Below are 13,593 nucleotides of genomic sequence, written 5' to 3'. Positions count from 1 at the left end.
GTTGGGTCGACTGCCTCGACAGCGTTCACCAGGAGTTCATCTGGGGCGCACGACCGGCGGGCCGTGCCACCAAGGCCGAGTGCCTCACCCCCGGGGTCCCGGGGACGAGGCACTCGGTGCCGCCTGTAGGCGGCAGGAGATCGGTCGCTGAGCGCGACGGGCGGACTCTGACCAGAGGTCAGCGGTAGCCGGGCGAGGTGTAGTTCTGGCCGACCGAGCCGGCCGGGACGAAGTCACCCGACGACGGGCGACCCTCCCGCACGCTGCCGGTGATCGAGCTGTCCTTCGGCCAGGTGGCGACACCGTTGGCGACGGTCGCCGCGCACTGCTTGTGGGTCACCGAGGGCCAGACGCTCTGACCGAAGGGACGACCGGGCCGCGGTGCGACGTAGACGCCGTCCAGGGCCACCGGGTAGTCGTCGTTGCAGTCGGTCCAGATGTAGTAGCCACCCTTGTCCACCGGGGCGTCGTTGTGCCCGAAGATGTTGGTGTTCCGGATCGTGCCGGCGCCGATCGGCCCGGTGTTCTCGAAGATGTGCAGGCCCTGGAAGTTCGACGAGCCGGTCAGCCGGTCGATGCGGTACTCCCGCAGCCCACCCCACGGCTGGAAGACGTCGGCGTGGTTCCCGGTGCTCATGCCGCGCAGGCCGTCGACCCGCACGTTCTGGATCTGCAGGATCGCCTTGGGCGCGTTGGCGGCGATGCCGTCGGTCTGCGCGCCGTTGACGGCGCCGTTGATGTGCACGCCCTCGATGTGCACGGTGCCGGTGCAGTTGCGCACGTAGATGGCGCGCTGGTCGTGGCCGTCGACCTTGGAGGAGGGCAGCGCCTTGATGCTGCCGCCGATGAGGACGGCGTTGCGGCAGTCGGTGATGGTGATCGGGCCGACCGCCCGGTCGGTCGGCAGCTTGATCAGCACGTCACCGCCGCGACCGCTCACCGTCGTCAGCGAGTCGGTCGCCGTCACGTTGGTGACGGGGTAGTTGGCGTAGCCGGCGGGCGGCGCCCAGCTGAGCGCGGCGCCGCTGGTCGCCGGCGCGGGAGCCGGTGCGGCGACCTGCTCGACCTGCGCGGGCGCCGGAGCAGGCGCGGCGACCGGAGCGGGCTTGGGGGCCGGAGCAGGTGCCGGGGCGGGGGCAGGGGCAGGGGCAGGAGCAGGGGTGGATGCCTCGGCCGCCAGGCGGTCGGCCCGGGCGGCTGCCGAGGCGCTGGCCCGTGCGCTGCCGGCCGGCTGCGTGGCCGTGCGGTCGGTGGTGGCCTCAGCCGCGGCGGGGGCGTCGGCGGGCTGGGCCGGCGCAGGGGCCGGGGCCGGCGCGGCGGTGTCAGCGGCGGGCACTGGTTCGGCGGCACCGGTGACGGTGGTGGTCACCGGCACGAGGCAGCCGGCGGCGATGGCGAGCGCGAGCCAGCGGCTGCGGCCGCCACCCATGATCGCGCGGCACGTGGCCGAGACGGACTTTCGTGGGGAGACGAAACGGGAGCGAGGCACGCAGCGGAACGTAGCAGCGCGATTACGTCACGCAACAGCCTTGTGAAACCACTGAGTCCGGTGATACGAGAGTGACGCTAGGTGACCACGCACAGCACTGCCCGGACCGACCTGACGCACCTGGCGGATCGACGGCCTCGACCGCTTCATCGGCAGTTCCTCCGGCGAACTGCACCGGCCGGCAGCGAGTTCCCGGTTCCGATCCATCCCGCCGCTGAGAGTCGTCCCGGACCAGCACGTCTGCGGTCCTGCGTCACCACGACGAGGACGCCGGCGGGCGACACCCGAACCGGTGACAGCGGTACCGCATCGCGCGCGTGCGCCGACTAAACTCACGACTCGCCATGACCCGTGACTCGACCAGTGAGGACGCGCACCAGTTGCTGTGAGCGATCCCTTCCCGCCGCCTGGTGAGTCCCGTCACTCGGGTCCCCGGATCAGCCCGGCGCTCCCCTCTCCCCCGCCCACAGCCGGCGGGAGGTCGTGACAGCGATCACGGTCACCACCCTGCCCCGGGCGCTAAGTTCACGGGGTTGCCATCCGCCGGATCCCCGGCGACGGCACGATGACGGAGCGCAGCCGCGCTGCACTGATGAGCCGATGGCCTCGACGAGACCCGGCCCCGCCCGTGCCCGAGCACTGGGGCCCTCGTCCGTCGCCGCCCAACGGATTCGAGAACCCCGATGCATGTGAACAGTCCCGCCACGTCGCGGTCCGGCGTCCCCCGTGCAGCCATGGGGCTGACCGCACTGCTCGTCACGCTGACCGCCTGCTCCTCCGACTCCGAGCCGACGACCCGGCTCGATCCCGGTCCGGCCAACGTCGCGGTGGAGGAGGGGCTGACCTACTGGTCCGACGAGCAGTCCGAGCTGAAGCTCGATGCCTGCCTCCCCACCGACGCCGAGGGGCCGCTCCCAGCCGTGCTCATCGTGCACGGCGGCGGCTTCACCGAAGGTGCACGCGACAACACCGGGCTGCGCACCCTGTGCGAACTGACCGCCGAGCAGGGCGCAGCCGCCTTCTCGATCGACTACCGGCTCGCCCCGGAGTTCACCTACCCCGCCCAGGTCGACGACCTCGCCAACGCAGTCCAGTGGCTGCGCGAGCCCGCCCAGGTGGAGCAGTTCGGGATCGACCCGGCGCGGATCGGCGCCATCGGCAGCTCGGCCGGCGCGATCATCGCGCAGAGCCTGGCCACGCGTGGCGAGGGCCCGCTGGACACCGGTGAACGGCTGGGCGCGGTGGCGTCCCTGAGCGGCGTCTCCGTGCTGTCCCCCGAGGGCCTCGAACTGGGTCAGCCCAGCGAGGACGCCGCCGACCTGGTGCTGAACTACCTCGGCTGCACCTCGGTGACCGACTGCCCGCAGTCGGTGCCGGCCTCGCCCATCACCGGGGTGGACCCTTCCGACCCCCCGATGCTGCTGGTGAACGGCACCGACGAACTGGTGCCGGAAGAACAGGCCGAGGCACTGGCGGCAGCGCTGGCGGACGCCGGCGTCCCGGCGGAGCTGCTGATCGTCGACGAACCCGACCACGGGATCACGCTGCTCAACAGCGACGTGCGGCGCGCGGTCCTGACCTTCCTCGAGGAGCAGCTGTGATCGGCGCGCCTGACTCCCGCACATCGGCACCACCCGAGAGGACCACTGACATGACCATCGACACCGCGGCGCCTCCGCTCCCCCGCTATCGGCACGAGGCCCGGGACTCCATGCAGCTGCGCGACGTGCTGCGCGTGATCCGCCGGAGCTGGTTGGTCATCGTGGCCGCCGTCGTCGCCGGGCTCCTGGCCGGCTGGCTCGTCACCGTCTTCCTCCCGGAGCGGTACGAGACCGAGACGAAGATCCTGGTCGACCCGGTCGTCTCCGTCCCGGTCGACGCGAACGGCGCCGCCGTCGCGGGCGCTGCCGGCGCTGCCGCCGAGAGCCTGTCCCAGGCATCGGCGCTCGTCGCCGACCGGGTGGACACCTACGCGGCCCTGGCCCAGACCCCGGCCGTGCTCGACCCCGCCATCGACGCCATCGACGCGGACGTCGCCTCCACCGACCTCGTGGACAACGTCACCGCCGAGGTCATCCCCCGGACGTCGATCATCAACATCACCGTCGAGGCCGGCACGCCGACGAACGCGGCCGAGCTCGCCAACGCGATCGCCGCCAGCCTGATCACCCAGATCGAGGGCGAGGACACCGTCGCCAACCCGATCAACGTGACCGGGACCGTGGTGGAGGCGCCGGAGATCCCCGACGAGCTCGCCTCGCCGCTGCTCCTGCTCAACCTGCTCATCGGTCTCGCGGTCGGCCTGCTCGTGGCCTTCCTGGTGATCGTGGTCCGGCAGGCGCTCGCCACGGGGACCCGGGGACGCTGATGTCGGCGCCGCCGACGACCGGCGCGACCCCCGTCCGGTCCGGTCCGGGATCACCTCCCGGGCCCGCCTGGGTGGTGACTGCCGCCGTCCTGGCCTTCGTGCTGGTCGCCCTGGCCTGGGTCGAGCTGGCCCTGCCGATCGTCCTGCTCGGCGGCGTCACGGCGGTGGCGATCGCCGCCTTCCGGCCGAAGCTCTTCGCGCTGCTGGCGCTGGTCGTCATCATCCTGTCGGCGCCCATCCAGAACGTGCTCGGGCAACTGGGCACCTACGCCGACGAGGGCGTCATCGCCCTCGCCGTCGTCACCCTCACCACGCGGCGCCTGGTCACCGAGGGGCGCCTGGTCTGGCTGCCGGGGACCGGCTGGTTCGTCGGCTACCTCATCGCCGGGCTGCTCAGCGCCGCACTGGCCGACGTCCCCGCCGGGCTCGGCATCCCCGCGGCCTTCATCGCCGTCAAGGGCATCCTCTTCGCCTTCGCGCTGGCGCAGCTGCACTGGACCCGTGACGACCTGGCGCTGCTGATCCGCCTCGGGATCGTCGCGATCGTGCTGATGGGCTTCAGCGCCGTGCTGAACCTCGCGTTCCCGGCGGCCTGGGCGGAGTTCACCACCGGGCGCCCGCCGATCAGCTACATCGGCCCGTTCCCGGCGATCAACGGCGCGTTCCAGCACCCGGCCGCGTTCAGCCGGTTCTGCGGGGTGCTCGCCGTCGGCGCGCTCGTCTACGGCCTGGTCGTCCGCCGGTCCGTCGCCAACACGGTCCTGGTGCTCGTCTCCGGCGGCCTGGCGTTCCTGACCTTCCAGGTCAAGTCGATCGTCGGGCTGCTGGCCACGCTGGCAGCGGTCGGTGCCCGCTTCCTCCGGCCGGTCGGGGTCGCCGCACTCCTCGCCATCGGTCCGCTCGTGGCGCTGGTCACGGTGCCGCCCCTGGCCGCACTCATCGGTGGCGACATCGAGATCTACCTGACCCAGGACTCCGCCCGGTCCCTGCTCACCGCAGGTGGGATCACCGTGGCGGCGCAGTACTTCCCCCTCGGCGCGGGGTTCGGCCGGTACGCCAGCTCGTCGGCCGCGGAGGACTACAGCCCCCTCTACTACGCCCTGGGCTTCCCCGGCCGCTACGGCCTGGGCCCCGGGCCGGACTCCGGTCAGTTCCTCAACGACTCCCAGTGGCCGGCGATCTACGGCGAGGCTGGCTGGTTCGGCGCCTTCTTCTTCGCGGCCGGGCTCGCCTGCATGCTCATCGCCCTGCTCCGCCGGGTCTCCGCCCGCGAGGACGTCCTGGTCCGCTGGATCCGGATCACCGGGGTCGGCTGGCTGATCCTGCTGCTGGTGGAGTCCGCGGTGGCCCCGGTGTTCGTGTCGTCCCCGTCGTTCCCCTTCGTCTTCGCGGCCGCCGGCGTCATCGCCTCCCTCCGCGTCGACGCCCGGGACGACGCCGCCCGCGCCGGCCGGTCCGGACCAGCGGTCGCGGGGCAGCAACCCGCCCTCCCATGATCGTTCTCGGGCACAATGCCGTGGCCGGTGGGAACCCCGGCGACGTCCTGAGCCCATCGGTAGGAGGAGCAGCGTGACCCTGACCTGGCTGCAGCGCAGCAAGCTGGTGTGGCTGTGGGGCTTCCGCCCCGCCGACATCCCGGCCTACGGGTTCGACGGCCGGCGCCCGAGCTCCGACGCCGGCCGGTACCTGGGCAGCGACTGGAACCGCCGGTTCGTGCAGGACGTCGTCAACGACCCCCGCAACCACGTGCTGACCGAGCACAAGTGGGTCTTCTACCGCTTCGCCCACGGCTTCGGGCTGTCCGTGCCGCCGACCATCGGCTTCTTCGACAGCATCCAGGGCGTCAGCTGGGACGGGCTGCGCCCGATGCGCACCGTGCCACAGGTCCTCGCCGAGCTGGACCGGGAGCGGCCGTCCGGGCTGGTGGTGAAGCCGGCCGGCGGCGGGCAGGGCGCGCAGATCGTCATCCTCGACCGGATCGACCACGCGACCGGCACGGCCACCACCCGCACCGGGGAGGAGACCAGCCTCGAGCAGGTCCTCGCAGCGCTCGACCCGGGCGGTGAGCGCGGGGTCAGCGGCTACGTCCTGCAGCACGCGGTGCGCAACCACCCCGAGCTCGAGCCGCTCGCCCCCACCACGACCAACACCTGCCGCGTCCTGACCACCGTCGCCGAGGACGGGACGGCGCACGTGCACGCCGCGAGCATCCGCCTCGGCCGGCGCGGGGGCATGATCGACAACTGGGGTTCCGGCGGGGTCAGCATCCCGATCGACGTGACCACCGGCGTGATGGGCCCGGGCATCCTCAAGGGCGTGCCGGGCGACCTGACCGACCACCCGGACACCGGCGAGCGGTTCGCCGGCCGGCAGCTGCCCCTGTGGCAGGAGACGACGGAGCTGTGCCGCCGCGCCGCCGTCCTCTTCCCCGGGCTGCGCTTCCTCGGCTGGGACGTCGTGATCGGCCCGGACGGCCCCGTGCTGCTGGAGGGCAACGTGCACTGGAGCCTGCGCGGCTCCCAGATGCTGGCCGACGAGGGCTGGCTCGCCGACCCGGACACCCGGGAGCGGCTCGAGGGCCTCGGGGTGCCGCTGCCCACCGGCCGCCTGTCGCGGCAGGTCGCCGTCGGGGTCCTCGTCCGGGGCCAGGACCGCGCCCGCCGGGTGGTCCGGCGCACCGGGCGCGCCCTCACCTCCCGATGACCCCCGCCGCCGGCTGCGAGGCACCCGGCCGGTGACCCCTGGAACGAACGAGAGGACGGCGATGAGCGCCGCTGAGGACCGCACCCCCATCCGACTGCTGTGGACCGGAGGCTGGGACTCCTCCTTCCGGCTGATGCAGGCGCTGCTCGTCGAGCACCGGCCGGTGCAGCCGGTCTACGTGGTCAACCCCGAGCGCCGCAGCACGCTGCTGGAGCTCAGCACCATGGCCCGGATGCGCGAGCAGCTGCTGCCCCGGCTCGACGACCCGGCGATGCTGGCCCCCACCGAGCTGCACCTGCGCTGGGACTTCCCGCCGTCGGCGGAACTCCAGGCGCTCAACGCCTCGATCCTGCGCAACGGAACCTGGATCGGCAGCCAGTACGTCTACCTCGCCGGCGTCGCCGAGGCGCTGGGCTGGTCCGACGTGGAGATCTGCATGCAGGCCCACGACGACGGCCCCACCGCGCTGCACCGCCTCGTCTTCACCGACGACCGCGGCACGCTCAGCAGCGCACCCGAGGCGCAGATGTTCCGGTTCTGGTCCTTCCCCGTCCTCCGGACGACGAAGGGCGAGATGGCCGCGATCGCCCGCGAGCACGGCTTCCTGGACCTGCTGTCGCAGCGCTGGTTCTGCCACGACCCGCTGGGCGACCTCCCCTGTGGCCAGTGCCGGCCCTGCCAGCTGACCAACCGGGAGGGGATCACCTTCGCTCCTCCGCCCCTGGTCCTCGGTCGCAAGCTGGCCCGGACCCCGCGCCGGCTCGCCCGGGCCGCCCGGCGCCGGGTCCGGAGCGCCGGGTGACCAGCCGGGCGACGCTGCTGCGCACGATGGCGCGGCTGGAGCGGCGCCAGTACGTCGGCCGCCTGCACCCCTCGATGTGGCGGCGGGGCTTCCTCTCCAACCGCTGGTACGCCTACCCCGGCATCCAGGACCCCGCCGTCCCGTTCATCAGCGACGCCGCGGTCGAGGCCCGGCTGCGCCGACTGAACCACCCGGCCGGCGCCCGGCTGCTGGAGGACAAGAACGTCTTCGCCGACGCCGTGGTCGCCCGGGGCCTCGCGGCGTCCGCCCCCGAGGTCTACGGCGTCGGGCTCCGCGGCGTGCTGCACGGCCGGTCCGCCGCGGCGCTGGACCGGATGCGGGCCGCGGACGGCGTCGTCCTCAAGCCCCTGGACGGCGCCGGGGGGCGTGGGGTCCGCATCGTCGAGGGCGAGCGGGTCGCGAGCCTGGTCGCCGGCGAGCCGGCAGCCGCCCTGCTGGTGCAGGAGCGGCTGGAACAGCACCCGGACCTCCGGGCGGTCCACCCGGGCTCGCTCAACACCCTGCGGGCGCTGGCCATCCGACTGCCGGACGGCGACCCGGTGGTCGCCGCGGCCGTCCACCGATGGGGCACGGCGGCCAGCGGCGCCGTCGACAACGTCAGCTCCGGCGGTCTGTGCAGCGCCGTCGACCTCGGGTCCGGACGCCTCGGCCCGGCCGTGGGCCGTCCGCGGGAGCGGGGCCGGCCCTCCCACGACCGGCACCCCGACACCGGGGCGCCGATCACCGGGGAGACCGTGCCGCACTGGGGCGAGGTGCTCGACCTGGTCGGGGAGCTGATGACGGCGTTCCCGGAGGTCACGCACGTCGGCTGGGACGTCTGCGTCACCGATCGCGGCCCGCTGGTCCTCGAGGGGAACGCCGGCGTCCCGAACCTGAACGTGTTCCAGTTCCACGGGTCCTTCCTGGCCGACCCGCGCGTCCGGCGGTTCTACGTCGACCACGGCCTGCTGGACCGCCGGCACGCCTGAGCACGGCGGCCCCCGCTCAGCGGAGGCGGAGCAGCCCTCTCGGGCCCGTGACGGGCAGCTCCCACCAGCTGCCCAGCAGCCGGTCCAGCTCGGGCTCGTAGCGGGCCAGCCCGGCCGCGGGGTAGGGGGTCAGCTCCCCGAACCACAGCACCCCGTCGTGCTCGTAGAAGTCGACCCGCATCATGTCGAAGTCCGCGGCGAGCAGGGACGCTGCCTTCAGCATGTCCGCCAGCCGCTCCGGTCGGGGGGTGTCGGGCCCCGGTGCGTAGCCACCGGTCCAGGGCAGCGGCTCCCAGTCGGTGCTGTAGTACCGGGCCTTGTGCACGTCGCCGTCCTTGCTGTGCACGGCGACCACCCGCGGCTGGCCGTCGAAGACGAACAGCTTGAGGTCGGCGGGCACCTCACCCGGCGTGCCGATGAACTCCTCGACCAGCAGCCCGGGGCGCGCCGTGCGGTAGGCCCACTCGCCGCTGCGCCGCCAGTACGGCTCGGTCACCCAGCCCGCGACCTGCTCGGCCAGCTCCTCGACGTCGGCGGGGCCACCGCTGATGATGACCCGCTGGCTCGCGTGGTTGGGCTTCAGCACCCAGTTCGCGGGGAGCTCCACGTCGCGCAGCTCGGCGACGTCGGTGCCGAACCAGTAGGTCTCCGGCGTCCGGGTGAGATCCGGGGTGAGCCGGGCCGCGTGCTCCTTCATCGCCAGCTTGTCGCAGGTGGTCCGGAGCAGCTCGCGGCGGTCGCGGGTGACCCGCCACTGCACCTTGTCGTTGAAGGTCTCGAACCCGATCAGCGGAGGGAGCCGACCGTGTCGGAGGTAGAACTTCCTCGCCCGCCGCAGCTGTACGGGAACCAGCCGCTGCAGGTCGAGACGAGAGAACGGCACCGGCGGCACGGCGCACACTCCAACAGACGGAACGCCGCGCCGCAAGGTCGGCCCTCGCGCCAGTGTGGTCCACGACGCTCCGCACGGCCAGCCGTCGACGGTAAGGTTCTGCCTGACCACGCCCCGGACGGGGCCGCGCACGTGATCTCAGGAGGGCAGTTGTCACTGCCGAAGCAGTGGCCGACCCCGACCAGGGTCGTCCGGCGCTACAGGACCGCCTGGCAGCAGTTCGGCCCCTTCCTCGGCTCGTCGAAGTCGCGCATAGCGGTGATGGCCGGCGGCTCGGTGATCGCCGGTCTGGTCGAGGCCGCGCTGCTGGCGCTCGTCGCCTCCCTCGCCACCGCGCTCTCCCAGGGACAGACGCAGGTCGACGCCATCCCGGGCCCCTTCGAGGCCACTGCCCCCCTGCTCGTCCTCTGCGCCATCGGGCTGGGGCTGGCCGTCTTCCGCGGCGCGCTGCAGGTCTGGCTCGCCTACGTCCCCGCGTCGATGAGCGCATCGGTGATGGCCGCCCTCCGGCGCGACCTGTTCGAGCGGTTCACCTCGGCGTCCTGGAAGATCCAGTCGGCCGAGCGCGACGGGCACTTCCAGTCGCTGATGACCACCCAGGCGATCCAGGCCTCGGCGGCGGTCACCACCCTCTCCGAGGGCATCAGCGCCGTCCTGATGTTCTTCACGCTGCTCGCCTCCGCCTTCCTGCTCAGCGCCCCGACGGCGCTCATCCTGATCGGGGCCTCGGCGGTCCTGTTCGTGATGCTGGCGCCGCTGGCCCGCCGCCAGCGCGGCCACGCCCGGGCGCTGAGCGCGGAGAACGTCGAGTACGCCAAGGGCGTGCAGGAGATGGTGCAGCTGGCCGAGGAGACCCAGGTCTTCGGGGCCAACCGGGCCTACCGCGACGCCGTGGAGAAGATGATCCAGGAGGTGCGCCGTCCGCTCCTGCAGACCCGCTTCCTCAACCGGGCCGTGCCGGCGCTCTACCAGAGCGTCGCCTTCTTCCTGCTGCTCCTCGCCCTCATGATCGTCCACCTGTCCGGGGCGACGGCGATCGGTGAGCTCGGCGCCGTCGTCCTCATCCTCATCCGGTCGCTGACCTTCGGGCAGCGGATCCAGGCCTCCTCCACCCGGATGAACGAGCTGATCCCGTACATGGGCCGGCTGCGGCGCGCGCTCGACCACTACGCCGGCCACACCCGGCAGGACGGCGACCAGCCACTGTCCCGGGTCGAGCGGCTCGGCATGTCCCACGTCGACTTCGCCTACGACTCCACGGCCCCCGTCCTCCACGACGTCTCCTTCGAGGCGAGTCGCGGTGAGGTGATCGGCATCGTCGGTCCGTCCGGGGCCGGGAAGTCCTCCATCGTGCAGCTGCTGCTGCGCCTGCGGTTGCCGACCAGCGGCACCGTCACGGTCAACGGCCAGGACGCCCGCGACTTCCGGCTCAGCGACTGGCGGGAACGCGTCTCCTACGTCCCGCAGAGCCCGCAGTTGCTGTGGGGCACGGTCGCCGACAACATCCGCTTCTACCGCGACGGCATCACCGACGCCGAGGTCGAGGAGGCCGCCCGCAAGGCCTCGCTGCACGAGGAGATCATCAGCTGGCCCGAGGGCTACCAGACGGTCATCGGGCAGCGGGCCTCGGCGATCTCCGGCGGGCAGCGGCAGCGGCTGTGCCTCGCGCGCGCTCTGGCCGGCCGGCCCGACGTGCTGATCCTCGACGAGCCCACCAGCGCCCTGGACGTCAAGTCCGAGCAGGCGGTCCAGGAGTCCCTGGCCCGGATGAAGGGCGAGGTCCTGCTCCTGCTCGTCGCGCACCGGGTGTCCACCCTGTCGATCTGCGACCGGGTGATGGTGATGGGGGCCGGGCGGCTGCAGGCCATCGACGCGCCCTCGGCCCTGATGCAGGACAACGAGTTCTTCCGCGAGATCACCGCGATCTCGCAGGCGGGGCACACCGTCACCTGAGCCCGCCGGCTCCCCCGACGTCCCCGGCCGGCGGGTCAGCGGGCCCGCCGGTCACCCCCGGCGATGCCCGGCCCGCACTGCTCTCCGGTCGCCGCGCACCGCGCGGCGGCCGTCACGGCAGGTCGGTGCCCGACAGCGACGTCCCGGTCTCCCCGGGCCCGCTGGGGTCGACCTCCACCCGGACGCGGGCCGCAGCCGCGACGACCTCCGGGCAGAGCTCGTCGACCTCGACGGCGACGCCGATCCCACTGCTCTTCATCAGCGACGCCAGCTGCTGCTGGTGGTCGTCGACGTGCTCACCGCGGGCGCGGCGGCGGACCACCGCGATCGGCGAGATCCCCATCTCCAGCAGCCCGAGGACGCTGCCCACACCGGCGTGGGTGATCACCACGTCGGCCTCCCGCGCGTACCTGTCGAAGTCCGCACCGGACACCTCACGGTGGACCTGGCCCGGCAGCTCGGTCGCGGGCTCCGTCTCGCCCAGCTGCCAGACCGTGTTCTCGTCGGCCAGCCCGAACTCGAGGACGCGGTCGATGATCGAGTGGAAGGGATACCCGCGGAGCGTGCCCAGGGTGATGAACAGCCGCGGCGGCCCCTCCGGCCGGTCGGCCCGGGGCACCGTCCGGTACGCCGAGAAGACGCTCGGGTGCGTGCCCCAGCGGCCGCCCGCCCAGGCCGGGTGCTGCGTGCGCAGCTGGGCGAACCGCATCGCGGCCAGGACCCGGCCGCTGACGGAGGGGCCGTTCACCCGCGAGACGCTCTCGATGTAGAGCGTCGGGATCCCGGCCAGGTGCGCGGCGGGCAGCGCGGCCAGCGCCAGCGCCGACCCCGTGCTCACCGCGGCGTCGAACTCCTCCGACCGCAGCCGGGGCAGGATCGACCGGAACGCCCGGGCGATCTTCAGCCCCTCCCGCGGGCGGATGTAGGGCACGTGCAGGACGTTCCGGCCCGCCAACAGCGACTGGCTCTGGGCGGTGTCGAAGGTGATCCAGAGCGAGTCGGCAGACGCGCCGAGCCCCGGGGCCAGGCGGACCAGCTGGGCGAGGTGACCGCCGGTGGACGCAGCCAGCACGAGCCGCCGCTCGGCACCCGGCCGGAGCTCGGGCAGTTCCCGGGGCATCGTCATTCCCTCGTCTCGGTGGGCCGGGGCGTCAGGTCGCGCTGCGGGCTGATCGCCGCCTCGGGGTCGTTGGGAGTGGGGTCCTGCCGTGCACCGCGCCGACGCGGACCGCGGAGGAAGGCCGGTGGGGCGTACAGCCAGCGCACCCGGCTGGTGAGCCGGGCCAGCCCGAACGACGCGACGACGGTGACGATCACCAGGGCGACCTGCACGCCGACGTCGATCCACCGGGGCCAGGCCGGGTCCAGCAGCCCGATCAGAGCGGTCGCCACGACGATGATGTAGAGGTGCAACAGGTACAGCTTCAGGCTGGCCTGGCCCATCGAGGTGAAGATGCCGAAGCCCGGCAGCCGGACCAGGTACCGGGTGATCAGGATGCCCACGGCGACGGCGGAGAGCTGCCCGACGAGCACCACGAGCGGGACCCAGCGGAAGCCCAGGACGATCAGCGCGGTGGACACGACGAGGGCGGCGAACGCGATCCCGAGGTGCACCGGCCGCGCCTGGGCGACGAGGTCCCGGATCTCCCGGGAGAACACCGCGCCCAGCACGAAGAAGAAGAAGAGCGCCCCGACCCGGTTCCAGCCGATGTTCTGCGCGTCGACCAGGCCGCTGGTGAAGAGGGTGGAGACCAGCCCGGAACCGGCCAGCTGCACCCAGACCGGCGCCCGGGCGATCAGCCAGCGGCCGAGGGTGAAGAGGAAGAGGGCGTAGAGGAACCAGTAGCTGCTGCTCGGCCAGAACAGGATGAGCGGCAGCGCCAGCGGGTCGGTCGCCGGAATCTCACCCAGCTCGCCGTTGAGCCCGGGGACGACGAAGTAGAAGACGGTCCGGATGACCGACCACACGACGTAGAGGTACAGCAGTGGCAGCAGCCGCCGCTTCCACAGCGCGCGGAACTTCGTGGCCCCGTGCCGGCCGGCGAAGATCCCGGCGATCAGGAAGAACGCCGGCATCGGGAAGAGCTCGAAGACGGCCTTGGCGCGGCCGAGCACGGCGTCCACGTCCGCCGTCTTCAGGTACAGGGTCACGTGGTAGGCGATGACCATGAAGATGGCCAGGCCCTTGACGGGCTCGAGCCACGCGAACCGCCCCGTCGTCGGGGCCGCACTGTGGGCGCTCATCGAGGTTCCGTTCTCCCTACGGCCTGGTCCGTCGCCCGACCGCGTCCGGTCATGTGATGCCGCGGTAACCCGCCGGTCATCCGGGCGGACCCTAACAGCCGGTACTCCGACGGTACGGGGATCGTGATCACCCGGCGGGCTGGAAGGACGATG

At 72.6% G+C, this 13,593-nt stretch carries 11 protein-coding genes; 7 read left to right on the top strand and 4 right to left on the bottom strand.

Features of this window, described 5'->3' with window-relative positions; genetic code table 11:
- Positions 1-178 precede the first annotated feature (178 nt).
- Positions 179-1,489, bottom strand: coding sequence for a hypothetical protein (locus O2W20_RS11885; RefSeq protein WP_269172414.1), 1,311 nt, complete (start codon positions 1,487-1,489; stop codon positions 179-181).
- 734 nt (positions 1,490-2,223) lie between these two features.
- Between O2W20_RS11885 and O2W20_RS11880 the strand changes: the two genes are divergently transcribed.
- The 6 genes from O2W20_RS11880 (at position 2,224) to O2W20_RS11855 (ending at position 8,351) form a co-directional block, all read left to right on the top strand.
- Entirely contained in the window at positions 2,224-3,090 is an 867-nt protein-coding gene (locus O2W20_RS11880) for an alpha/beta hydrolase (protein ID WP_269172415.1), read from the top strand.
- Positions 3,091-3,140: 50 nt separating this feature from the next.
- The gene (locus O2W20_RS11875) at positions 3,141-3,857 is read left to right on the top strand and encodes a YveK family protein (protein ID WP_269172416.1); all 717 of its coding nucleotides are present in this window, start codon (positions 3,141-3,143) and stop codon (positions 3,855-3,857) included.
- A 74-nt stretch (positions 3,858-3,931) separates the two neighbouring features.
- Positions 3,932-5,353 carry a hypothetical protein gene (locus O2W20_RS11870; protein ID WP_269172417.1) on the top strand — a complete coding sequence of 474 codons (1,422 nt, stop codon included), beginning with the start codon at positions 3,932-3,934 and terminating at the stop codon, positions 5,351-5,353.
- A 73-nt stretch (positions 5,354-5,426) separates the two neighbouring features.
- Positions 5,427-6,560 (top strand): sugar-transfer associated ATP-grasp domain-containing protein, encoded by a 1,134-nt coding sequence (locus tag O2W20_RS11865; protein ID WP_269172418.1) that lies wholly within the window; start codon positions 5,427-5,429, stop codon positions 6,558-6,560.
- Between the two features lie 61 nt (positions 6,561-6,621).
- Entirely contained in the window at positions 6,622-7,362 is a 741-nt protein-coding gene (locus O2W20_RS11860) for a hypothetical protein (RefSeq protein WP_269172419.1), read from the top strand.
- Positions 7,359-8,351 carry a sugar-transfer associated ATP-grasp domain-containing protein gene (locus O2W20_RS11855; protein WP_269172420.1) on the top strand — a complete coding sequence of 331 codons (993 nt, stop codon included), beginning with the start codon at positions 7,359-7,361 and terminating at the stop codon, positions 8,349-8,351. The genes O2W20_RS11860 and O2W20_RS11855 overlap by 4 nt, the downstream gene beginning before the upstream one ends.
- Before the next feature lie 16 nt (positions 8,352-8,367).
- On the opposite strand, the gene O2W20_RS11850 is transcribed toward O2W20_RS11855, so the two are convergent.
- Positions 8,368-9,234: an ATP-grasp fold amidoligase family protein gene (locus tag O2W20_RS11850; protein ID WP_269172421.1), complete on the bottom strand. Its 867-nt coding sequence runs from the start codon at positions 9,232-9,234 to the stop codon at positions 8,368-8,370.
- Positions 9,235-9,393: 159 nt separating this feature from the next.
- On the opposite strand from O2W20_RS11850, the gene O2W20_RS11845 reads away from it, so the two are divergent.
- The gene (locus tag O2W20_RS11845; RefSeq protein ID WP_269172422.1) at positions 9,394-11,196 is read left to right on the top strand and encodes an ABC transporter ATP-binding protein; all 1,803 of its coding nucleotides are present in this window, start codon (positions 9,394-9,396) and stop codon (positions 11,194-11,196) included.
- A 112-nt stretch (positions 11,197-11,308) separates the two neighbouring features.
- Here O2W20_RS11845 and O2W20_RS11840 read toward each other — a convergent pair whose 3' ends face one another.
- Together O2W20_RS11840 and O2W20_RS11835 are read right to left on the bottom strand one after the other, a co-directional pair.
- Complete coding sequence (locus O2W20_RS11840; protein ID WP_269185502.1) at positions 11,309-12,316, bottom strand: glycosyltransferase; 1,008 nt, start codon at positions 12,314-12,316, stop codon at positions 11,309-11,311.
- Positions 12,317-12,318: 2 nt separating this feature from the next.
- On the bottom strand, positions 12,319-13,440 hold the full coding sequence (locus O2W20_RS11835) for an acyltransferase family protein (RefSeq protein WP_269172424.1): 1,122 nt from the start codon (positions 13,438-13,440) through the stop codon (positions 12,319-12,321).
- Positions 13,441-13,593: the final 153 nt, after the last annotated feature.

The sequence above is a fragment of the Modestobacter sp. VKM Ac-2982 genome (genome assembly GCF_026967935.1).
In the GTDB taxonomy this organism is placed as follows: Bacteria; Actinomycetota; Actinomycetes; order Mycobacteriales; family Geodermatophilaceae; genus Modestobacter.
Note: the sequence above shows the minus strand (reverse complement) of the source record. Positions and strands in the feature narration are given on the sequence as shown.

What these genes read in the sequence shown, in the direction of transcription:
- O2W20_RS11880 (WP_269172415.1), top strand. Translation starts at nt 2,224, where the DNA reads ATGGGGCTGACCGCACTGCTCGTCACGCTGACCGCCTGCTCCTCCGAC.
- O2W20_RS11875 (WP_269172416.1), top strand. Translation starts at nt 3,141, where the DNA reads ATGACCATCGACACCGCGGCGCCTCCGCTCCCCCGCTATCGGCACGAG.
- O2W20_RS11860 (WP_269172419.1), top strand. Translation starts at nt 6,622, where the DNA reads ATGAGCGCCGCTGAGGACCGCACCCCCATCCGACTGCTGTGGACCGGA.
- O2W20_RS11840 (WP_269185502.1), bottom strand. Translation starts at nt 12,316, where the DNA reads ATGCCCCGGGAACTGCCCGAGCTCCGGCCGGGTGCCGAGCGGCGGCTC.
- O2W20_RS11835 (WP_269172424.1), bottom strand. Translation starts at nt 13,440, where the DNA reads ATGAGCGCCCACAGTGCGGCCCCGACGACGGGGCGGTTCGCGTGGCTC.